The 22,528-nt window shown below is 58.3% G+C and carries 19 protein-coding genes and 4 tRNA genes; 17 read left to right on the top strand and 6 right to left on the bottom strand.

What is annotated here, in order from left to right:
- Nucleotides 1-53 precede the first annotated feature (53 nt).
- The 15 genes from SB725_RS16205 to SB725_RS16135 all read left to right on the top strand — a co-directional run bounded on the left by SB725_RS16205 (nt 54) and on the right by SB725_RS16135 (nt 14,780).
- Entirely contained in the window at nt 54-677 is a 624-nt protein-coding gene (locus SB725_RS16205; RefSeq protein ID WP_027921584.1) for a phosphoribosylanthranilate isomerase, read from the top strand.
- 209 nt (nt 678-886) lie between these two features.
- The gene (accD, locus tag SB725_RS16200) at nt 887-1,807 is read left to right on the top strand and encodes an acetyl-CoA carboxylase, carboxyltransferase subunit beta (protein ID WP_027921583.1); all 921 of its coding nucleotides are present in this window, start codon (nt 887-889) and stop codon (nt 1,805-1,807) included.
- Entirely contained in the window at nt 1,804-3,111 is a 1,308-nt protein-coding gene (gene folC / locus SB725_RS16195) for a bifunctional tetrahydrofolate synthase/dihydrofolate synthase (protein ID WP_027921582.1), read from the top strand. The genes accD and folC overlap by 4 nt, the downstream gene beginning before the upstream one ends.
- Nucleotides 3,095-3,748, top strand: coding sequence for an SPOR domain-containing protein (locus tag SB725_RS16190; RefSeq protein WP_027921581.1), 654 nt, complete (start codon nt 3,095-3,097; stop codon nt 3,746-3,748). The genes folC and SB725_RS16190 overlap by 17 nt, the downstream gene beginning before the upstream one ends.
- Before the next feature lie 274 nt (nt 3,749-4,022).
- A complete protein-coding gene (locus SB725_RS16185; RefSeq protein ID WP_027921580.1) occupies nt 4,023-4,583 on the top strand; it encodes a CvpA family protein in 561 nt (186 codons plus the stop codon).
- 41 nt (nt 4,584-4,624) lie between these two features.
- Complete coding sequence (purF, locus tag SB725_RS16180; protein WP_010456022.1) at nt 4,625-6,130, top strand: amidophosphoribosyltransferase; 1,506 nt, start codon at nt 4,625-4,627, stop codon at nt 6,128-6,130.
- 64 nt (nt 6,131-6,194) lie between these two features.
- Nucleotides 6,195-7,406 (top strand): O-succinylhomoserine sulfhydrylase, encoded by a 1,212-nt coding sequence (locus SB725_RS16175; RefSeq protein ID WP_410922246.1) that lies wholly within the window; start codon nt 6,195-6,197, stop codon nt 7,404-7,406.
- Nucleotides 7,403-8,179 (top strand): SDR family oxidoreductase, encoded by a 777-nt coding sequence (locus SB725_RS16170; protein WP_027921578.1) that lies wholly within the window; start codon nt 7,403-7,405, stop codon nt 8,177-8,179. The genes SB725_RS16175 and SB725_RS16170 overlap by 4 nt, the downstream gene beginning before the upstream one ends.
- A gap of 181 nt (nt 8,180-8,360) precedes the next feature.
- Nucleotides 8,361-8,436: transfer RNA gene (locus SB725_RS16165), tRNA-Val, on the top strand.
- Between the two features lie 53 nt (nt 8,437-8,489).
- A tRNA-Asp gene (locus SB725_RS16160) sits at nt 8,490-8,566 on the top strand.
- A gap of 92 nt (nt 8,567-8,658) precedes the next feature.
- A tRNA-Asp gene (locus tag SB725_RS16155) sits at nt 8,659-8,735 on the top strand.
- Between the two features lie 470 nt (nt 8,736-9,205).
- Nucleotides 9,206-12,037: a xanthine dehydrogenase family protein molybdopterin-binding subunit gene (locus SB725_RS16150; protein WP_410922244.1), complete on the top strand. Its 2,832-nt coding sequence runs from the start codon at nt 9,206-9,208 to the stop codon at nt 12,035-12,037.
- Nucleotides 12,030-12,569, top strand: a complete 540-nt coding sequence (locus SB725_RS16145) for a (2Fe-2S)-binding protein (RefSeq protein ID WP_027921576.1) — start codon at nt 12,030-12,032, stop codon at nt 12,567-12,569. The genes SB725_RS16150 and SB725_RS16145 overlap by 8 nt, the downstream gene beginning before the upstream one ends.
- Nucleotides 12,570-12,571: 2 nt before the next feature.
- On the top strand, nt 12,572-13,807 hold the full coding sequence (locus SB725_RS16140; protein WP_410922243.1) for a c-type cytochrome: 1,236 nt from the start codon (nt 12,572-12,574) through the stop codon (nt 13,805-13,807).
- Nucleotide 13,808: 1 nt separating this feature from the next.
- Nucleotides 13,809-14,780 carry an XdhC family protein gene (locus SB725_RS16135; RefSeq protein WP_194939766.1) on the top strand — a complete coding sequence of 324 codons (972 nt, stop codon included), beginning with the start codon at nt 13,809-13,811 and terminating at the stop codon, nt 14,778-14,780.
- Between the two features lie 49 nt (nt 14,781-14,829).
- Here the strand turns inward: SB725_RS16135 and SB725_RS16130 are convergent, their stop codons facing one another.
- The gene (locus SB725_RS16130; protein ID WP_410922241.1) at nt 14,830-16,113 is read right to left on the bottom strand and encodes an NAD(P)/FAD-dependent oxidoreductase; all 1,284 of its coding nucleotides are present in this window, start codon (nt 16,111-16,113) and stop codon (nt 14,830-14,832) included.
- Between the two features lie 183 nt (nt 16,114-16,296).
- On the opposite strand from SB725_RS16130, the gene SB725_RS16125 reads away from it, so the two are divergent.
- A tRNA-Val gene (locus SB725_RS16125) sits at nt 16,297-16,373 on the top strand.
- Nucleotides 16,374-16,679: 306 nt separating this feature from the next.
- Nucleotides 16,680-16,976 carry a DUF2514 family protein gene (locus SB725_RS16120; protein WP_324188012.1) on the top strand — a complete coding sequence of 99 codons (297 nt, stop codon included), beginning with the start codon at nt 16,680-16,682 and terminating at the stop codon, nt 16,974-16,976.
- Here SB725_RS16120 and SB725_RS16115 read toward each other — a convergent pair.
- From SB725_RS16115 to SB725_RS16095, 5 genes are all read right to left on the bottom strand, one after another.
- A complete protein-coding gene (locus SB725_RS16115; RefSeq protein ID WP_410922240.1) occupies nt 16,955-17,338 on the bottom strand; it encodes a hypothetical protein in 384 nt (127 codons plus the stop codon). The genes SB725_RS16120 and SB725_RS16115 overlap by 22 nt on opposite strands.
- Before the next feature lie 945 nt (nt 17,339-18,283).
- Nucleotides 18,284-19,414, bottom strand: a complete 1,131-nt coding sequence (locus SB725_RS16110) for an SGNH/GDSL hydrolase family protein (protein WP_059181198.1) — start codon at nt 19,412-19,414, stop codon at nt 18,284-18,286.
- Nucleotides 19,399-20,586 carry an acyltransferase family protein gene (locus tag SB725_RS16105; RefSeq protein WP_082694295.1) on the bottom strand — a complete coding sequence of 396 codons (1,188 nt, stop codon included), beginning with the start codon at nt 20,584-20,586 and terminating at the stop codon, nt 19,399-19,401. Before SB725_RS16105 ends, SB725_RS16110 begins: the two co-directional genes overlap by 16 nt.
- Before the next feature lie 152 nt (nt 20,587-20,738).
- Nucleotides 20,739-21,119 (bottom strand): hypothetical protein, encoded by a 381-nt coding sequence (locus tag SB725_RS16100; RefSeq protein ID WP_059181196.1) that lies wholly within the window; start codon nt 21,117-21,119, stop codon nt 20,739-20,741.
- Between the two features lie 275 nt (nt 21,120-21,394).
- Nucleotides 21,395-22,528 (bottom strand): acyltransferase family protein, encoded by a 1,134-nt coding sequence (locus SB725_RS16095; protein WP_410922239.1) that lies wholly within the window; start codon nt 22,526-22,528, stop codon nt 21,395-21,397.

Here is a 22,528-nt window from a genome sequence, read left to right as displayed (position 1 = left end):
CGCATTTGTTACCATCCGGGACTTTCCCGGAATTGCCCTGAGGATTTATCGACATGTCAGCCGTTCGCAGCAAGATTTGCGGGATTACCCGCATAGAAGATGCGTTGGCGGCGGTCGAGGCCGGGGCCGATGCCATCGGATTTGTGTTCTACGCCAAAAGCCCGCGGGCCGTGACGTTCCAGCAGGCGCGCGACATCATCAAGGCGCTGCCGCCGTTCGTCACCACCGTGGGGTTGTTCGTCAATGCCAGCCGCTGCGAACTGGGCGAATTACTTGATGCCGTACCGCTGGACCTGTTGCAGTTCCATGGTGACGAAACGGCCGCCGATTGCGAAGGCTGGCACCGTCCGTACATCAAGGCGCTGCGGGTCAAGGCCGGAGACGACATCGCGGCAGCCTGCGATGCATTCCCCAGTGCGAGCGGAATCCTGCTCGACGCCTACGTTGAAGGCGTGCCGGGCGGAACCGGTGAAGCATTCGACTGGTCTCTGATACCGCAAGGCTTGAACAAGCCGATCATTCTGGCGGGCGGTCTGACCCCGGATAACGTCGCCGGGGCGATTGCCCGGGTCCGGCCTTATGCGGTGGACGTCAGCGGTGGGGTAGAGGCGAGCAAGGGCATCAAGGATCACGCAAAGATTCAGGCGTTCATCAAAGCGGTACGCGGTAGTACATAGAGGATGTGACGGCTGGCAGACTGCCGCCGTCCCAAAATGCACTGCGCTGCACAAAGCAGGCACGGCTGAGGGTTGATGGGTTGTACGCAGGTCGCGTTTCGCTGACCCGGCCATCCACCGACCATCGCCACACACATGAATTTAGCTCAAGGGCATACGCGGGGCTGCGAACCAGAGTGTTCGGGCCGCCGGTACTGGAGAAAGAAAGCATGAGCAACTGGTTAGTAGACAAACTGATCCCTTCGATCATGCGTTCCGAGGTCAAGAAGAGCTCGGTGCCTGAAGGTCTGTGGCACAAATGCCCGTCTTGCGAGGCTGTGCTGTATCGTCCGGAGCTGGAAAAGACCCTGGACGTTTGCCCCAAGTGCAACCACCACATGCGTATCGGCGCCCGCGCCCGCATTGATATCTTCCTCGACGCTGAAGGCCGTGCCGAACTGGGTGCTGACCTGGAGCCGGTTGACCGTCTGAAATTCCGCGACGGCAAGAAGTACAAGGATCGCCTGACCGCCGCCCAGAAGCAGACGGGCGAAAAAGACGCACTGATCTCCATGAGCGGCACCTTGCTGGGCATGCCGGTTGTCGTGTCGGCATTCGAATTTTCCTTCATGGGTGGTTCGATGGGTGCCATCGTCGGTGAGCGTTTTGTTCGCGCCGCCAACTACGCCCTGGAAAACAAATGTCCGATGATCTGCTTCGCCGCTTCCGGTGGTGCGCGGATGCAGGAAGCCCTGATCTCCCTGATGCAAATGGCCAAGACCTCGGCGGTACTGGCGCGTCTGCGTGAAGAAGGCATTCCGTTCATCTCCGTACTGACTGACCCGGTCTACGGCGGTGTTTCCGCTAGTCTGGCGATGCTTGGCGACGTGATCGTCGGTGAGCCGAAAGCCCTGATCGGCTTTGCCGGTCCGCGCGTGATCGAGCAAACCGTGCGTGAAAAGCTGCCGGAAGGCTTCCAGCGCAGCGAATTCCTGCTGGAGCACGGCGCCATCGACATGATCATTCACCGTCAGGAACTGCGTCCGCGCCTGGGTAACCTGCTGGCACAAATGATGGGCCTGCCGACGCCGAAATTCGTCGCAGCGCCAATCGAGCCGATCGTTGTACCGCCGGTACCTGCGAACATATGACCGAGCGTACCCTTGGCGAGTGGCTCGCCTACCTTGAGCAATTGCACCCTTCGGCCATCGACATGGGGCTGGAGCGCTCGCAACAGGTAGCGTCCCGCATGGGGCTGGGCAAGCCGGCGCCGCGGGTGATCACGGTCACCGGCACCAACGGCAAGGGTTCTACCTGCGCATTCGTGGCTTCATTGCTACGGGCGCAAGGCCTGAATGTGGGTGTCTACAATTCTCCGCACCTGCTGCGCTACAACGAGCGGGTGCAGGTCAATGGCGTCGAAGCCTCTGACGCCGAGCTGTGCGAAGCCTTTGCGGCTGTCGAAGCCGGTCGTGGCGACACCTCTCTGACGTACTTCGAAATGGGCACCCTGGCGGCATTCTGGCTGTTTCAACAGGCCGGGCTTGATGCGGTGGTGCTGGAAGTCGGTCTGGGCGGGCGTCTGGACACGGTCAACGTGGTTGATGCCGACATGGCGCTGGTCACCAGCATCGGCGTCGACCATGCGGACTATCTGGGTGATACCCGTGAGTCCGTGGCCTTTGAGAAGGCCGGCATTTTCCGTCAGGGTGCGCCTGCGCTCTGTGGCGATCTGAATCCTCCACAACCTCTGCTGGATAAGGCGCGCGAGCTCAATTGCCCGTTTTTCCTGCGTGGGCGCGATTTTGACCTCGGCATCACCGATCACAACTGGCAATGGCGCGGCCTGGATGCTCAAGGGTGTGCGGTCGAACTGCGCGATCTGCCGTTGCTTGATCTGCCAATGGAAAACGCGGCGTTGGCGTTGCAGGCCTATCTGCTGCTCGGTTTGCCGTGGGTAGATTCACAGATTATTGATGCGCTGAAAGCGACGCGGGTGGTGGGTCGTCTCGACCGCCGTCAGTTCGACTGGCAGGGCAAGCGTTTGAACCTGCTGCTGGATGTGGGGCATAACCCGCATGCCGCCGAATATCTGGCGCGGCGTCTGGCCAGCCGTCCACCGGTCGGCAAGCGTCTGGCGGTGTTCGGTTTGCTGGCTGACAAGGATCTGGATGGTGTTGTCGGTGAATTGAATGCTAGTGTCCAGCACTGGGCCGTTGCGCCGCTGGATTCCCCGCGAGCGCGACCGGTTGCCGATTTGCAGGCAGCGTTGCAGAACGTTGGTGCGTCGGTAACGTCCTATGGCAGCGTGGCGGCCGCCCTGGAAGGGCAGAGCGCGCTGGCGACGAGCGACGACGAGATTCTGCTGTTCGGATCATTTTATTGTGTCGCCGAGGCCCTCGAATGGCTGGCCCGGCGCTCCACGGAGGAAGCGGCAAATGGCATTGCTGGATAAGGCCTACAAACAACGCATGGTTGGCGCGCTGGTGCTGGTGGCGCTGGCGGTAATTTTCCTGCCGATGCTGTTTTCCCGTCAGGATGAGCAGCGTCAGGTGGTGGTCGACGCCCCCACTGCGCCGCATGCCCCGGCGGTGCCGCAAGTGCAGGTCGAGCCAGTCGTGGTGCCTGAGCCGCAAGCGCTGCCTCAAGAGCCGGTGCCGAGCGATGATGAAATCGCTCAGCAAGAGGCGCCGACGGCACCGATTGCGCCGGCGGTCCCTGTAGCCCCGGCGCCTGCTGCCAAACCGGTCGCGCCTGCGCCAGCCGCCAAGGCTACGACGCCACCGGCCCAGCCGATCGCGGCAGCGCCGACTAAACCGGATATCACTCAAAGTCGCATCGATGCCAATGGCCTGTCGGTGAGCTGGTCGGTGCAAGTGGCCAGTCTGTCGAGCCGAGAAAACGCCGAAAGCCTGCAGAAAGACCTGCGCAGTCAGGGCTACAACGCTTACATTCGATCCTCTGACGGTAAAAACAGAGTGTTTGTCGGGCCGCTGATCGAGCGCGCCGAAGCCGACCGTCTGCGTGATTTGCTGGACCGCCAGAAGAAGCTCAAGGGCTTTGTCGTGCGATTCCAGCCAGAGCGCGGCTAAAACCGACACCTTAATCTGTGTAGCAGCTGTCGAGCCCGCGAGGCAGCGTCTGGCGGCGAAGCGGCCGTAATCCCTGCCTCCGCGGTTTGTCTGACACACCCAATTACCTGATTTTACGGCGGCTGCGCACCCGAACGCAGGCTTCGCCAGCTGCTCCAGGGTTGGGTGCGGTTTAAAACTATCGCCCCGATTTGAAAAGCACTGACAATCGCAGCTTACCGATAGCCATGCGCTCTGCTAAAATGCGCCGCCTTATCCGTCTGTAGGCTGCACTGTGCCATTTACCTGGGTTGACTGGGCGATCGTTGCAATCGTCGCCATCTCCGCATTGATCAGTCTGAGCCGCGGCTTCGTCAAAGAAGCACTGTCGCTGGTGACCTGGATCATCGCAGGAGCTGTTGCCTGGATGTTCGGTGGTTCATTGTCCGAGTACCTCGCCGGATACATTCAAACACCGTCGGCTCGTGTGATCACGGGCTGTGCCATCATGTTTGTCGCCACGTTAATCGTAGGCGCAATGATCAATTATCTTATCGGCGAATTGGTTCGCGTCACCGGGCTATCCGGGACCGATCGATTCCTCGGCATGGCCTTCGGCGCCGCGCGTGGCGTGTTGCTGGTGGTCGTGGCGGTCGGGCTGTTGAGCCTGGGGCCGGTACAGCAGGACGGGTGGTGGAAAGAGTCACAGCTCGTGCCAAAATTTCTATTGGTCGCAGACTGGTCCAAAAACCTGATTCTCGGGTGGAGCAGTCAGTGGCTTGCCAGCGGTATCAGCGTACCCGCTGAGATACCGTTCAAGGATCAACTCTTGCCGATGGCCAAAACGCCTCAGTGAGTGTTGTTCAGTTCAGATCCATTAAGTAGGGGTTGCGTCGCATGTGTGGCATCGTCGGTATCGTCGGTAAGTCGAACGTCAATCAGGCGCTGTATGACGCGCTAACCGTCCTCCAGCACCGCGGCCAGGACGCTGCCGGTATCGTGACCAGCCATGATGGCCGGTTATTCCTGCGCAAGGACAACGGCCTGGTACGTGACGTGTTCCATCAGCGTCACATGCAGCGCCTGGTCGGCCACATGGGCATTGGCCATGTGCGTTACCCGACCGCAGGCAGCTCGACGTCGGCTGAAGCTCAGCCGTTCTACGTCAACTCGCCTTACGGCATCACGTTGGCGCACAACGGTAACCTGACCAACGTTGAACAACTGGCCAAGGAGATTTACGAATCTGACTTGCGCCACGTCAACACCAACTCCGACTCGGAAGTCCTGCTGAACGTGTTCGCTCACGAGCTGGCCCAGCGCGGCAAGTTGCAGCCAACCGAAGAAGACGTGTTCGCCGCGGTGACTGACGTGCACAACCGTTGCGTTGGTGGCTACGCGGTCGTGGCGATGGTGACCGGTTACGGCATCGTCGGTTTCCGTGACCCGCACGGCATCCGCCCGATCGTCTTCGGTCAGCGTCACACCGACGAAGGCGTCGAGTACATGATTGCCTCCGAAAGCGTCTCCCTGGACGTGCTCGGTTTCACCCTGATTCGCGACCTGGCACCGGGCGAAGCGGTCTACATCACTGAAGACGGCAAGCTGCACACCCGTCAGTGCGCGACCAACCCGTCCCTGACCCCTTGCATCTTCGAGCACGTCTACCTGGCGCGTCCGGATTCGATCATCGACGGCGTGTCGGTCTATAAGGCCCGTCTGCGCATGGGTGAGAAGCTCGCCGAGAAGATCCTGCGCGAACGTCCTGAACACGACATCGACGTGGTCATCCCGATCCCGGACACCAGCCGCACCGCAGCTCTGGAGCTGGCGAACCACTTGGGCGTCAAGTTCCGCGAAGGCTTCGTGAAGAACCGCTACATCGGCCGGACCTTCATCATGCCGGGCCAGGCTGCACGGAAAAAATCCGTACGCCAGAAGCTCAACGCGATCGAACTGGAATTCCGTGGCAAGAACGTGATGCTGGTGGACGACTCGATCGTTCGCGGCACGACGTGCAAGCAGATCATCCAGATGGCTCGCGAAGCCGGCGCCAAAAACGTCTACTTCTGCTCCGCCGCACCGGCCGTTCGTTACCCGAACGTCTACGGCATCGACATGCCGAGCGCTCACGAGCTGATCGCCCACAACCGTTCGACCCAGGACGTTGCTGACCTGATCGGCGCTGACTGGTTGATCTATCAGGACTTGCCTGACTTGATCGAAGCGGTCGGTGGCGGCAAGATCAAGATCGAGAAGTTCGATTGCGCAGTGTTCGATGGCCAATACGTCACCGGCGACGTCGACGAGGCTTACCTGAACAAGATCGAGCAGGCACGTAACGATGCCTCCAAGGTCAAGACGCAGGCAGTCAGTGCGATCATTGATCTGTACAACAACTGAGTAACTACCGGCCCTGAGGGGCCGGTTTTGTATCTACTAAACGAGTAAGGCAAGGAGTGAGAGCATGAGTCAGGATTGGGATGCCGGTCGGCTGGACAGCGACCTCGAAGGCGTAGCGTTCGATACCCTGGCCGTACGCGCCGGTCAGCACCGCACGCCGGAAGGCGAACACGGTGATCCGATGTTCTTCACTTCCAGCTACGTCTTCCGTACCGCTGCCGACGCGGCGGCACGCTTTGCCGGTGAAGTGCCGGGCAACGTTTATTCGCGCTACACCAACCCGACCGTGCGGGCGTTCGAAGAGCGCATCGCCGCGCTGGAAAGCGCCGAGCAAGCCGTGGCCACAGCCACCGGCATGGCCGCGATCATGGCGGTGGTGATGAGTTTGTGCAGCGCCGGTGATCATGTGCTGGTTTCGCGCAGTGTGTTCGGTTCGACCATCAGCCTGTTCGAAAAGTACTTCAAGCGCTTCGGCATCGAAGTCGATTACGTGCCTCTGGCGGATTTGTCCGGTTGGGACGCGGCAATCAAGACCAACACCAAATTGCTGTTTGTCGAGTCGCCATCCAACCCGTTGGCCGAGCTGGTGGATATCGCCGCGCTGGCGGAAATCGCTCACGCCAAAGGCGCGATGCTGGTGGTCGACAACTGCTTCTGCACGCCAGCGTTGCAGCAACCGCTGAAGATGGGCGCGGATATCGTCGTGCACTCGGCTACCAAGTTCATCGACGGCCAGGGCCGTTGCATGGGCGGCGTCGTGGCTGGTCGCAGCGAGCAGATGAAAGAAGTGGTCGGTTTCCTGCGCACTGCGGGGCCGACCCTGAGCCCGTTCAATGCCTGGATCTTCCTCAAGGGGCTCGAAACCCTGAACCTGCGGATGAAGGCGCATTGCGCCAATGCCCAGGAGCTGGCCGAGTGGCTGGAGCAGCAGGACGGCATCGAGAAAGTCCATTACGCCGGTCTGAAAAGTCACCCGCAGCACGAACTCGCCCAGCGTCAGCAGAAAGGGTTTGGTGCGGTGGTCAGCTTTGAGGTCAAGGGCGGCAAAGAGGGTGCCTGGCGCTTTATCGATGCGACCCGTCTGATTTCGATCACGGCTAACCTCGGTGATACCAAGACCACCATTACTCACCCGAGCACCACCTCCCACGGCCGTCTGGCGCCGCAAGAGCGTGAAGCCGCGGGCATTCGTGACAGCCTGATCCGCATTGCGGTCGGCCTGGAAGACGTGGCTGACCTGCAAGCCGATCTGGCGCGCGGGTTGGCGGCCTTGTGATCGAGTTGTCCACGCCGACCTCCGGGTCCAATGGTCGTGTCGCGCTGGTCACCGGCGCGGCGCGAGGCATCGGTCTGGGGATCTCGGCCTGGCTGATCAGCGAAGGCTGGCAGGTGGTGCTGAGCGACCTGGACCGGGTGCGCGGTTCGAAAGTGGCGAAGGTGCTGGGCGACAATGCCTGGTTTATCGCCATGGACGTCTCGAACGAAGGGCAGGTGGCGCTGGGGGTTGCCGAAGTGCTGGGGCAGTTCGGGCGCCTGGATGCACTGGTGTGCAACGCCGCGGTGGCCGATCCGCACAACATCACCCTGGAAAGCCTCGATCTGGCTTACTGGAATCGTGTGTTGGCGGTGAATCTCAGCGGGCCGATGTTGTTGGCCAAGCACTGTGCGCCGTATCTGCGCGCGCACAGCGGCGCGATCGTCAACCTGGCCTCGACCCGCGCCGGGCAGTCGGAACCCGACACAGAGGCTTACGCGGCCAGCAAAGGCGGACTGTTGGCGTTGACTCACGCCTTGGCCATCAGCCTTGGGCCGGAAATCCGTGTGAATGCCGTCAGTCCGGGCTGGATCGATACGCGGGATCCTTCCGTGCGGCGTGCCGAGCCACTGACCGATGCCGATCATGCCCAGCATCCGGCGGGCAGGGTGGGGACGGTTGAAGACGTGGCGGCGATGGTGGCCTGGTTGCTGTCGAAGAATGCCGGATTCGTCACGGGCCAGGAGTTTGTGGTCGACGGTGGCATGACCAAGAAGATGATTTACGAGCAGTGAGAAGCCGTTTCAAGCTTCAAGCTGCAAGTTAAGGCTCGACAGTGTCATGCCGGCTTCACGCGTGACGGCTTCCACTTGTGGCTTGAAGCTTGCCTCTGGCAGCTGTTTTGAAAAAACTTCAATCCTGCTATTGACTTAGGTTCGGTACCTGCGTAAATTTCGCGGCCTCGGAGATGCAAACGGGTGATTAGCTCAGCTGGGAGAGCGTCTGCCTTACAAGCAGAATGTCGGCGGTTCGATCCCGTCATCACCCACCACTTCCGAGATACTTGCGAAAGCAAGAGGTAGGCTGAAATGCCTCCACCGACGCGCAGCGGTAGTTCAGTCGGTTAGAATACCGGCCTGTCACGCCGGGGGTCGCGGGTTCGAGTCCCGTCCGCTGCGCCATATTTTCCGAGTCAGATTTATCTGGTTCGAGATTGAAAAGCTTCTGAGTTTTCAATCAGACGAGTTACTTGGATGAAAGTCCAAAGCGATACGCAGCGGTAGTTCAGTCGGTTAGAATACCGGCCTGTCACGCCGGGGGTCGCGGGTTCGAGTCCCGTCCGCTGCGCCATATCTGCTACAAGGCCCACTGAACGCCTTGGAGCTACGAAGAAAACTGCTGGTTTTGCCAGTGCTACTTCGAGTCGATAGCAAAGACCCTGGTCGAAAGACCGGGGTTTTTTGTGTCTGGAATTTGACTTTTTCTCCTCTTGCAGTGTCCCTTGCCGGGCCATCCTGGCCGCCTTCTTCTATGCTGCCTCAAAGGTTGTCGCGACGACGCCGTCCGGCCGGGCTGACCTTGGCGTTGCATTCGCTTGCCTGCTCAATTCTGTGCACTGAAAACACAGTATTTTGATTCGCTGGTCAGTTTTTTTGTGTGGGGCTGTTTGCCGCAGGCGCATAAGCCTATAAACTTAACCTTTCGGTCAGCTTTGCACTGTCATTTCAGCCCTTCGTTTCGTCAAAAAGGGCTTCTGCACGACTCGAGATTTCCAGAACATAACCAGAAGGGCGGGTCTATAACCGCCCAGAGGATGATCCATGTCCAACCGTGAAATATCCCGGCGCTCGTTCCTTCAGGGCGGGCTGGTGGCAGGTGTGAGCGTGACGCTCACGCCGCTCAGCAGTCAGGCGCTCGCTGCCTTGATGGAAAACAGCGTGACCGTGCCGTCCGAGCAATGGCTCGGCAACAACGGCAAGGCACGCACGCGTAACGATGCCTTGTCGAAGGTCTGCGGCAGCAAAGTCTTTGCCCGCGACATCCGCGCCAAGGACATGCCGGGCTGGCCGCAGCAGCAAGGCCACGCCATGCTGCTGAAAACCATCAAGGCCGACCGCATCTACGCGGGCATGGAACTGTCGTGGCTCGGTGCCGAATTGCAGCCAGACCGCATCGTCACCGCCGCTGACCTGGAAAAGGACGGCATCGTCTTCCCGGAGGAGCATGCGCCGGATCCGCTGTTGCCGGAAGGCAAGGTGCCGATGTTTATCGGTCACCCGGTGGCCATCCTGATCTGGAACGACTTCGAGCGTTTCCGTCAGGCCAAGGCCAAACTCAAATTCAATGACAAAGCGATTCGTTACGGTGCTCAAGTGCCGTTCTACGAAGGCGATCCCTACGGCAGCTTCCGCTATGTGCGGGTGGGCGGTGCGACCTCGGCGGACGAAGACGAATTCGCCAGCCTCAAGGATTCGATCCTGTTTCCGATGCTGAAAAACCGTCGTCCGGTGTGGAATTCCCAACCGAACCTGCACGGCAACCTGACCGAGCGTGGATTGTTCTACGCCGATCGCATGAAACAGCAGATCGACACGCCGCCGGACAACTGGCTGGTGTTCGACGAGCGCTACAAAACCCCTTCGATCGAACCGGCCGCGATGGAGCCGGACAACGGCAATGGTTGGTACGACCCGGCAACCAAGACCCTGCATTTCGTGGTGGCGACCCAGTGCCCATTGGAAGCAGCGACCGAGACCGCGAAGATGATCGCGCCGTCGCGCTTCGGCCTGGCGAACCTGAACATGCACCCGGGTTACACCGTCGGTTACGGTTCCAAAGACCACAACATTTTCGTCTACTACGCCGCCCTCGCGGCGCTGTATGGCGCCGGTGTGCCGGTGCGTCTGGCCAACGACCGCTATGAGCAATTCCAGAGCGGCATCAAGCGTCACCCGTTCGACATCCGCTACCAATTGGCCGTGGACAAGACCGATCACAGCTTCAAGATTTTCCGCGCCGAAATGAGCGTCGACGGCGGTGGCCGGGTCAACTACAGCCCCTCCGTGGCGGCCGTTGGCGCCACGGCGGCGCAGTCGATCTACTACATGCCGCAGAACGATTTGCAGGTCACGGCCTACCATTCCCGCGCCGTTGAAGCCGGCTCGATGCGTGGTTACGGCACCCTGCAAAGCATGGCGTCCACCGAGATGATGGTCGACGAAATTGCCGGTCGCCTCGGCATCGACGCCATCGACCTGCGCAAGAAAAATGCCATGGTCTCGGGCATGAAAAATACCCAGGGCGCGGTGCCGGCGGGTGCGTTGCGCTTGCACGAGATTCTCGACAAGGCCGCCGTTCGCGACGTCTGGAAAAACCGCGACGCGATCAAAAAGCAGCGCGAAGCGCAGGATCCGGACAACTGGTACGGCGTCGGTTTCGCCATCTGCCAAAAAGACTTCGGCACGGGCTCTGAAGCGCCGATGGCGAGCATCGAGTTCACTGCTCAGGGGCACATCACCCTGCGCCACATCGGTATCGAAATCGGCACGGGCATGTCGACCTCGCAAGCCTTGGTCGTGGCCGATTTCCTCGGCATCGCGGCGACGGAAGTGAAGACCGGCGAGACCGAATGGAAAGAGTTGCAGCTGATCAGCGGCGGCAACCCTTACATCATGAGTCAGGCCGAACAGGACAGCCTGCTGCGCAATCCGCGCTGGGTCGGCAAGATCGCCTCGGCGTCGTCGGCCACCAACTCTGCCTACTATTTTAGCCACGCCACCCGTGAAGCGGCGCGTGTGCTGTTCAACCACGGCTTGTGGCCGGCAGCGCTGCAGATCTGGAGCCAGGGCCCTTACGGTGGTTCGGCCAACCCTTACGTGGTGCGTCGCGAAGATGCGCATTGGGTCGACGGCAAACTCACCGCCAACGGCATGCAGCCGCTGAGCTTTGAGCAGTTGGCCAAGCACGCTCACGAGAAGGGCCTGGTCACCGGCGCGACCGTGCACGGTTTCAACCGCTGGAGCTGGGCCGAGGCCGAGTTCAGCATCGACGGCGTGCGTGAACGTCTGCCGCTCGACGGCCTGGCAGTCAAGTACGGCGACGGCGCGCCGAGCGTGAAAAAGGCGCAAATGAACAGCGCCGGTTTCCACCTGCTGGATCGCCAGAACGTGCACTACCCGGACACGCAGTTGAACAACGCGGCAGTGACTTACTACAGCCCGGTCGCGACGCTGGTGGAAGTGAAAGTCAACAAGGGTTCGGCCGAAGTGCAAGTGCTCAACCATCACTCGTGGGTCGAGTGCGGTCGAGTGCTGGTGGAAGAACTGGTCAAGGGCCAGATCGAAGGCGGGATTGCCATGGGTATCGGCCATGCGCTGATGGAAGAGATGCCGCTGTACGAAGGCGGGCCGGGGGAGGGTGACTGGAACTTCAACCGTTACCGCTTGCCGATGGCGCGCCACGTGGCGGTCTGGAAGCAGACGGCTGAAATCCTGCCGCCGCTGTCGCCGAGCGATCCATCGAAGGGCATCGCCGAAGTGGTGATGATCCCGGTGGTCGGCGCCATCGGTAACGCCGTGGCACACGCCATCGGCAAACGGGTCCGCGACCTGCCTATTACTTCTGCACGCATCAAGGAGGCCCTCAATGGCTAACCGTCCGCTTCAACTGACCCTCAACGGTCAATCCGTCGGCCCGGTGGAAATCCCTGATGACCTGCCGATGATCGATTACCTGCACGAATACAAAAACCTCACTGGCTCCCGCTTGGGCTGCGGTCAGGGCATCTGCCACGCCTGCGTTGTGATCGTCGACAACCCGGATGGCACCAGCGAAGAAGTACGCACCTGCATCACTGGCGCGCACTATTTCGAAGGCAAGAAAGTACGCACTATCGAAGGCCATGCGAAGCGCGACGAGGAAGGCAAAGTCACTGAGCTGAACCCGATCCAGCAGCGCTTCGTCGACGAATTCGCTTTCCAGTGCAGCTACTGCGCACCGGGGTTCGTGAATGCCGCGACCGTGCTGGTGGAGAAGTTGCAGCGTCAGCCGATCGTCAAAAGCCAGCTGGAAAAAGTCATCGAGGACAGCCTCGGTCACCACATCTGCCGCTGCACGGGCTACGTGCGTTATTACAGCGCGACACGTAACGTGCTGACCGATCTCGGTCTGGTCAAGGAGGGTTAAGCATGAAGCAACTACTTTCCCGCCTGGCATTGGCGGTCGGTCTGGCTGCGCCGGTGTTGCTGGCGCACGCGGAAGATCAGGTCAAGCGCGGCGAATACCTCGCCCGCGCCGCCGACTGCATGGCCTGCCACACCGCGCCGGGTGGCGCGCCGTACGCGGGTGGTCTGCCGATTGTCTCGCCGTTCGGTACGATCTACGGCACCAACATCACCCCGAGCAAAGAGCACGGCATCGGCCTCTACAACGATGACGAATTCTTCGCCGCACTGACCGAAGGCAAGCGCCGTGACGGCGCCAACCTGTACCCGGCGATGCCGTACACCTCGTATCACTTGATTCCGCGTGACGACTCGGACGCGATTCACGCGTACCTGAAAACCGTCGAGCCGATCGAGCGTGCAGCGCCAGTCACCAGCCTCAGTTTTCCGTTCAACGTGCGCCTGGGCCTGATGGGCTGGAACATGCTCTACGGCAAAGACGTGAAGCTTTCGTCCACCGAGGGCAAAAGCGATGCCTATAAGCGCGGCCAGTACATGGTCGACGTGCTCGGCCACTGCGGCGAATGCCACACCCCGCGCGGTTTGCCGGGCGCGATGCAGCAGGACAAGCGCCTGACCGGTGGCCTGCTCAATGGCTATCTGGCACCGAGCCTGCTGGCCAATGACCTCGCGGCTCGCGGCTGGAACCATCAGGACCTGAGCTCGTTCCTCAAGCATGGCATGAGCGCTCAGGGCACGATGTTCAACGAGATGTTTTCGGTGTTCCACAACAGCACCCAGGGCCTCAATGACCCGGACCTCGCGGCGATGGCGACCTTCCTGCTCGGCGATCAACCGCCGCAAGCCAAGGTGTTGACTGACGTGCCGTTGGACAAGCTCACCGCCAGCGCTCAACGCGGCCGTCAGGAATACCTGAATGTCTGCGCCGGTTGCCACGCGGTCGGTGGCGAGGGCAAACCGCACATCGCGGTGGCCATGCGCGGCAACACCACGCTGCGCCTGGAAGATCCACGCAACCTGGTGCGGGTGATCGACGACGGTATTGGCGAACAGAAGTTTGCCGGGTTTGAGCATATGCAGCCAATGCCTGGGTTCGCCGAGAAGCTCAGTCACGAGCAACTGACTGATTTGCTGAACTACCTGCGTCAGGGCTGGGGTGGTCAGCCGGATGATCTGGCGGTGAATGACGTGCAGAAGTTGCGGGCTGATGCGCCGCCGCTCGAGCACAAGGCGCACTGATATGCAGCATCTCGATCTGCAAGTCGTGCGCCGGGCGCTGCAATGGTCGTCGGCGGGTCAGCGCGTCTGGCTGTGCACGGTGCTCGCCACCTACGGCTCGGCGCCGCGTGCACCGGGTTCGCTGCTGGCGGTGAACGCTGACGGGCAATGGATCGGTTCGCTGTCGGGTGGCTGTGTCGAGGAGGACTTTCTCGAGCGAGTCGCCGAAGGGGCGTTCCTGGAAGCGGTCAGCGTCGTGCGTTATGGCGAGGGTGATGATCCGCGCTCGCGGGTGAGTCTGCCCTGTGGCGGTGTACTCGATGTGCTGGTGGAGAACCTTGGGCCGGATTGCGAGGTTCAGGCGCATCTGCGAGAACTGGAGTCGGCGTTGTTGGGTCAGCGTCGCCTGATCCGCGAAGTCGATCTGGCCAGCGGTGCGCGCAGCCTGTTCGATGATCGCGAGCAGGGCGTGCGCATCGAGCGTGAGATCGACCGGGTACGCGTGCGGATCGGTGCGGCTCAACGCTTGTTGCTGGCCGGGTATTCCTCGGTTGCGCAGGCGTGTGCAGCGTTCGCCGTCGGGTTAGGTTTCGAAGTGATTCTCTGTGATCCGCGCGACGAGGTGCTGGAAGGCGTGATGCTGGAAAACGTCGAGATTCGTCGTCAGTTGCCCTCGGTGTTCATTGCTGACGGCGGTTGCCACAGCGACACGGCGGTGGTGGCGTTGACCCACGATCCCCGCATCGACGACCTGGCGATGATGGAAGCGGTGCGTACCGAAGCGTTTTACATCGGTGTGATGGGGTCCATGCAGACATCGCAAAAGCGCTTTGAGCGGTTGCGCAGGATTGGTGGTCTGGGGGAGGCCGAGCTGGCGCGGATTCATGCGCCGATCGGATTGAACCTGGGCAGCAAGACACCGGCTGAAATCGCCCTTGCGGTACTCGCCGATATCCTGCGGATCCGCAGCGGCATTGCACGGGACAAACTGTAAACACCACTCCTACAAAAAAGGGGCCGCATTCAGCGGCCCCTTTTTTGTATCAGTATCCGAATTTGTCCCGCAGTCCGTAGTACCAGGCGCCCAGCGCCGCAAACGGTGTGCGCAGCAATTGTCCGCCAGGGAACGGGTAGTGCGGCAGATCGGCAAACGCATCAAAACGCTCCGCTTGACCTCGCAGCGCCTCGGCCAGCACTTTGCCCGCCAGGTGCGTATACGTCACGCCATGGCCGCTGCAGCCTTGGGAATAGTAGATGTTGTCACCGATCCGTCCGACCTGTGGAAGACGCGACAGAGTCAGCAGGAAATTGCCGGTCCAGGCGTAGTCAATATTCACGTCCTTGAGTTGCGGGAACGCCTTGAGCATCTTCGGCCGAATGATCGCCTCAATGTTTGCCGGATCCCGCGCGCCATACACCACGCCACCGCCGAAGATAAGGCGCTTGTCACTCGTCAGGCGGTAATAGTCGAGCAGGTAATTGCAGTCTTCGACGCAGTAATCCTGCGGCAGCAGGTTGTTCGCCAATTCCTCGCCCAGCGGTTCGGTGGTAATCACCTGAGTCCCGCAAGGCATCGATTTGGCTGCCAGCTCCGGCACCAGGTTGCCGAGGTAAGCATTGCCCGCCACGATGATGAACTTGGCCCTGACCTTGCCCTCTGGCGTATGCACCACCGGATTCGCGCCGCGCTCGATGCGCACTGCTGGCGACTGTTCATAGACAATGCCACCCAGCGACTCAACGGCTGCGGCTTCACCCAGTGCCAGGTTGAGCGGATGAATGTGCCCGCCGCTCATGTCGAGCATGCCCCCGACATACTGATCGCAATTCACCACTTCACGGATACGACGTTGATCCATCAGCTCAAGCTGCGTATGACCGAAACGTTCCCACAGGCGCTTCTGCGATTCCAGATGACCCATCTGCTTGGCCGTGATGGCTGCGAACACGCCACCGTCCTTCAGGTCGCACTGGATATTATATTTGGCGACCCGCTCACGAATGATCCGCCCACCCTCGAACGCCATCTGCCCCAGCAACTGTGCTTGCTTGGGGCCAACGCTGCGCTCGATCACATCGATATCGCGGCTATAGCTGTTGACGATCTGACCGCCGTTACGACCCGACGCGCCAAAACCAACCTTGGCCGCTTCCAGAACCGTTACCTTGAAACCGTTCTCCAGCAGAAACAGGGCAGAGGACAGACCGGTGTAACCGGCGCCGATCACGCAGACATCAGTCTCTACTTCACCCTGCAAGGCCGGGCGCGGCGGAACCGCATTGGCCGATGCGGCGTAATAGGATTCTGGGTAGGGAGTGTTCGCCATCCTGCTGCCTCTGTTTAATATATTTTACGAGTGCCTTGATCCTACCCGAGTTAAAAATCGACCGCCAGCCACCGGAAAATCTTCTTCATCGCTGCAAAATTAAATATTTTGCATATTCATAGGGTTAGCTCGAAAAAAGGTGTTGACACCCCTCCGGAATTCCGTAGAATGCCGCCTCACAGCAGGCACGTAGCTCAGTTGGTTAGAGCACCACCTTGACATGGTGGGGGTCGTTGGTTCGAGTCCAATCGCGCCTACCAAACAAAATCCGCTCTGCTGGGCGGTCTAGAAGGGCTCACCGAAAGGTGGGCCCTTTTTTGTTGTCTTGGATTTCATCAGAACGTTCACAAAATATAGGCTTCGTTCACACAGGCAATGTGAGCGTGGATTCGTGCCTGCCTCTGTTCACACTCAGAATTGTGAACGACTCTCCCTGACCTATTGATACCTATGGCTTGAGCACTTTCTTGTCTTGGTGGTGGTGCGTTCGCAAGCCCACTCCCTTGCCTGTTGTTCGTGTTGCGCGCGCCAAGGAACAGGCCTATCTGCAGTCAATCAACAAAGCGGTGCAAGATGGCCGACGTATCATCGACCGAGCGACTTCTGATGCTGCTGCCGCTCGCGCTTCTGCTGACGACCTGCGCGGGGTAGCCGACGCCGTTGCCGCTCGACTCGCAGTCAGTCAAACCAGCGGCAATTCCTGCGCTGCCACCGCAAGCAAGTCAGCGACCCGCGCCGCAATGGTGCTTGCCGACGTGCTCAAGCGCGCTGACCAGCGAGCGGGCGATTTGGATGAAGTTGCTGACCAACCCAGAGCCAGGGGTGTGACGTGCGAGAGGGCTTACGATGCTTTGGGTGGTTGAACGCTATCGTTGACCGGCGTTGGCTGTTCAGCCCCGCACGCTGCAGCCCACACTTCGTCCGTTAGTACTTTGACGGTTTTTTCTGCGCTATCAAGAGCGGGTAACTGACGCCTTGCTGCATCTGGAGTGCTGTAAAACCCGGTATCGCTTAGCTTGCGGCTCACGCAGTTGATTTGAAAGCCTCGATACGACGAGAACTGTTCGCCGACGATTTTAACTACAACGTTGCGTATGGGCAGTTCTCCTTCCGCGCTTACTACCGAATAGGATTTGTGAAACGAATCATAGTTGGTCAGTAGGGTGTCGGCAGAATATGCATTGGCGGACAGTAGAGTTGAGGCAAAGATGGCAAGATATCTCACGGTATTTTTCCTTGACTTGACCTGGCTAGTTGGGGCGAGAGAGGCGAAAACATCGCCAGTAAGTGAACTTTGGCAAAGTAAACCTGTACCGCTCTTTAAGGGCTATAGGAAGTTTCCCAAAAATTGGCAGACGGCCATTCAGCGCTTGATCGCGGTTACTTTGAAGTCAAAAATTGTCAAAAATTATCAATCCCGAGTTTGGGTTTGGCGCCTTTTGGTGCTGAGGAGTTGCGAGATAGTGTTTTATACGTTCGGCAGGACGCCGGAGGCGGGATTTCTTCTGCGAATATTCTTCCCCAAAACGCAACCGTTTGAGCCAATGTTTATTGGGTCCTATAGAGTCGCAAGAGGTGCTGCGTTTTGTGGTTTTTTTACTGCTCAAGGCCTTTTTTATAAAGGTCTTACCTGATTTCTAGGCGGCATTCCAGGCTTTGATGCCGCCATTGGCCGTCTGCAATGGCGTGTCGGTCCGTTGCGGGCAGCTCGACTATTCAGAAAAGCCAGGGTCGATTCCATGCGAACGAAACTGATCATTGCTGCAATGAGCCTGCTTGTCGGTACAGGGGCGTGGCGAAGCCGAGAACAATTGAGGCTACGCCTTATTGCTTGATGAACACCGATGTTCGTTGGTCGATCATCGACTCCGTAGAGATGAAAAACGGGAAAAAGGCTAAGACTCTCCTTTGAATCCAGGACGTATTGGGGGATCAATTGTCAAAATGTCCCGTCCTGAATAAGGTTTACACCTTCAGATCGATTTTGATCTAGCTGTAGACCACCAGCACGTCGTCACCGTGCGCGCCAGCCAGTGCTCCGCAGCCCTGCGAATCAACGCGCTGCCGGCACGGAGGGGTTCTACTACAAACCTCAAGACCGCCGCAGCTACCAGTTAGACCAACTGGCACGCTGTATCGGGACGCGCACAATTTTGCGAAGATCGTTTAATCAGTAATCAGGACCAAGAATGGCCGTCAGAACCACTTCGGCGAGAACCCGGTGCCCGAAATCGTTGGGGTGGTTCAAGCCGTTCCCAGTAACATCCAGATAGTTTTTCCTGGACATCATCATGTCCCATGCCGACGTCATGTCGGCTACGGCTACCGATGCGTTGTCCCTGGCAAGCTCTCGTAGTACAGGCAAATAACCTGTAATGTTCAGACGCTTTTGAATGAACGTCGAAGGGTTTGCTCGCTGCGGTGACACCAGCAGTATTGGCACTCTTGGTTGTTTCGCTCTAATGGCGCTGATGACCGCCTGCATGTTTGCCTTATATTCGTTGGGTTTAAACACGCCACCGTCATTCATCCCAAAGGCCAAAACAACTAGATCGGACTTCTTGTCGTTAACTCGATATTCCACAGCAGAGACGGCATTGATCGAACTCCATCCTCCCACTGCGTTATTGCGTGATTCGACCATCAGTGGGTATTTGTAATTCAAATACGCCATGACAAGGCCCGCGTACCCAGGCTGATTGGGTGCGGTGTAAATGCTAGTGGCATTGGCGCCAACGGTGATTGAGTCCCCGAAGAAGGTAATGGAAAGTGGGACTGTGCCGATCACCTTCCTCAAATTGCCCAAGGTACCGATGGTTTTCGATGCGAAGCTTTGGTGCTTGTCATAAGTGATCGCGTATTGGAATTCCTGGAAGCCTGGTGTTACGCGCACACCGTAGTTCTTTAGTTCGGCCTCAGTCATGTCGTTTGAGTATCCACGCGGTGCTTTCTTGATGGCGCTGTCGCGTGTGAGCTTGATGCCTTCCTTCGTTGGAATATAGTCCATCATCGGCTTAAACACCTGGCCTGTTGCCGGGTTATAAACCATCCGGATCTTCGTTGGCGCAAACATCGTCCTGACAAAGTTGGAGCGGCCGTCTTCGGTGTAAAACGTTTCGCCGAATACAGTAGGGCCGTTCAGGCTGCGTTGGTCAGTGTGGAACTTGCTGACGACGGCTGCACCGCAATCAAGGTTGGTACAGGTTTGAAAGTTTTCCTCGATAGGTACGCCGTCTGGCCCATTAGCGGCATGAGCGAACCCTGCAACGGCCAGTAACAGGGAAGTTAGGAAGTAACGCATTTAGGTTTAACTCGCATATATTTTTTGATTGCCGTGTTCATTGGCTTTTCGATGTAGAGGTGCCCGGCAATGCCTGCGGCATGGCAAACAAACAGATAGCAGGCCAGATAGATCCATACATTGACTGTTTGATCCAGGCCGGAGCGCATCCACAGGAAGAAGAATATTGGCGCAACAAATCCATGGATCAGGTAAAGGCTGTACGACGCATCACCGAGCAAGCCGAATACCTTTGACTCTTTGGTGTCTCGCTCAAGGCTCAGCGCTGCCCACACAAGCAGGAACGCCGGCATACCCCAGGCGATTGGACGATAGAGCAGACCTGGTACCTGTATCAGTGCGTTCAATTCGACGAACAGGAACAGTGGAATTGCGAGAACGGCGCACACGATCGCTACACCCCTGGGCATGAGTGTGCCACCCGACACCAGGCGATAAAGGAAGATGCCAAGCATGAACTCAACAATCATCGGATTCGCGAACGAGGTCGCCACCACGCCAACGTGGGTGTTGGAAGCCAACAGCATCGCGCCAAAGAAGAAAACGACCAGACCCACTTCGAGGGTGGCCAGCGTCTGCGCGCGGAACAGCAACACTACGGCAATGGCCGCGTAGAACATGAATTCAACCTGCAGTGTCCAGCCGATCCCGAGGATAGGAGGACGTGTCCAGTGGGTGAACGTCAGCGTTTCCACGTACCAGCCCAGATCCATCTTGGAGCCATTGAAGAAATAGGCCAGTTCGGCAGTCACATTGTCGATCTTTCCGTTCATGACGAGCCAGGAAACCAGCACCACCACACTGATGGTGAAGCAGTACATTGGCCAGATCCTGGTGATCCGACGCCACATGAACCCTGCCGGTCCCATTAGGGCTACCGAGTCTTTCCTGTACAAGCCACCGTACAGAATGAAGGGCATGATGAAGCCGCTAATAATGAAGAAGATGTCGACGCCGAAACCGCCGAGGTTCGTCAGGCTCGGCGGGATGCCGTAGATCTGAAGGTTCGAGTGGGCGCAAACAACGAGAAAGGCCGCGATAAATCGCAGGTATTGGATGTTTTTTATCATGCGTCCCGATACTCGTGTTGGAGTGCTTTTGTGAGGAGGCGCGGAGTTTAAACGGCAGACGGCGTCCGCGCCATCATTCGCGCATTCGCTGAATGACCACATCAAAACTCGCCTCCGCGCGGGTATTTTTTGCCTTGAGGAAAGTTATGGCTGTAACCGAGAGGGGCTGCGACACTCTCACGCGCACGCTGTAGGGTGAAACGCGGGGCCGACCTGGCTGCGGCTGCTCACCAGGCCCAAGTCAGGGGTGGGGGCTATGCGTTGGGTGGTTGAACGCTTTTGCTGACGACAGTCGGCCCTATAGTACCGCACGCCGCGGCCCATACTTCGTCTGTCAGCAGCTTGAAGGTACGGTCTGAAGCTTTGAGAGTGGATAACTCACGCCGTGCCGCATCTGGCGAACTGAAAAAACCGGTGTCACTGAGCTTGCGGCTCACGCAGTTGAGCTGGAAGCCTCGGTACGAAGTGAAATCTTCGCTGACCCTTTTTACTATAACGTCACGAATAGGTAGTTTGCCTTCCGTGCTTACGACCGAATAGGCCTTGTAAAACTCATCATCGGTAACTGAGGTTGCATTGGCGGAGTGTGCATTGTCGGACAGCAGGGCTAAGACAAAAATGGCGAGATATCTCACGGCATTCTTCCTTGACTTGATCTGGCTAGTTGCGTTCGGGGGAGGGCAGAGCAAATAACAGTTTTTAGGTATAGCAGAATTTAATATGAACGCCGCGCCCTGCATTCGTTGTTGGCATCAGCAAGCATCTGCTAGCTCGGCCGGGTAGCTTGGTAACTGGCTGATGCAACAAACAAAGAGGCGGTAACCGCTCGACCACCATTGCAGGTCTGCTGGGCGATGTGAGCGCTGAGGCACCGGATTGCCCGATGCCGCCAGGTCAGACTTTAAGACGCCTACCGCTCAACCTCAACTACGTTCGGTTTTACTGTTTTTTTTGAGCTGATCAGTCCGTTGAGAAAATCACGGCAGGGTTTTTCTACGGCCACATGCAGGCCTACGGACATCGTCATAATCAGGCCGAGGAAAAACATCTCGAAGATTACGTTCGTCACGAATGAGCCTGGAGCCTTCGCTGCAAAAATTGGGGCTGCGATCATGTGGATCATGTAAAACGCAAACGATGCCTCTCCCAAGAAAACAATCTTCTTCGTGGAAAGTGCCTTGCTCAGCCTGCTTTGTTGGTCCATCGCCAGCGATAGAATAAGCAGGGTGAAGGCTCCGGCGTAAGCTGCATCCCAGCTATACGCTGAATAGTAGAGATTTTTCGAGGCCATCACCGCCAACACAACGGCTATGCTTGCATAGGAAATCAGGCGCCATGGTTTCTCGCTTGCACATGCTTTAACGTGTCGCGAAAAGTATATCGCCGCCAGGATTCCGAGGCTGAAATCCATTATGCGCAGCAATGGGAAGTTGTATAACCAACGGTGTGAAGAGTTCGGGTCAGCAGGAGACAGTAAATCTCTTGGTGGCATTGATAGATAAACTGCAGCCGCAAACTGGGCGAAAACTATAAGTAAAGCCAGAGTAACGAGTCGGCCTTTATTTTGAAATATGCCAAGCTTGTTGAACAGAGGCAGAAGGAGTGGAAAGGTGAGGTAAAGAAACGCTTCAACGCTGATACTCCACGCTGGACCGTTCAGGCCGCCAATGACGTAGATGTTGGGATGCCAGGATTGTAGCGCCAACACGTAGACCGACACCGGACCTTGCCCACCCTGCTGTAGATAAACGAATGCCATCGTCAGGAAATAGATCGGGTATACACGGCAGAATCGCGCCCATAAATATCGAGGTGTATTGCTCGCAGGGTTAGTTTCAAATCGATCTAGATAGTTGTAAGCAATGATGAAACCTGAAAGAACAAAAAAGAAGGTAACACCCGAATAACCGGAAGCGAAAAATCTGCCGATGTCTTCATTAATTCCTGCCATTGGGTAGTGCGAGAAAAACACCATCAATGCCGCGAAGAAGCGCAGGCCGGTGAGGGCTGGGATGGTCCCAGTTCGTACAGATGAAGTCGGCAT

The organism is Pseudomonas sp. SIMBA_041 (assembly GCF_046535095.1).
Lineage (GTDB): Bacteria > Pseudomonadota > Gammaproteobacteria > Pseudomonadales > Pseudomonadaceae > Aquipseudomonas > Aquipseudomonas mucoides.
Note: the sequence above shows the minus strand (reverse complement) of the source record. Positions and strands in the feature narration are given on the sequence as shown.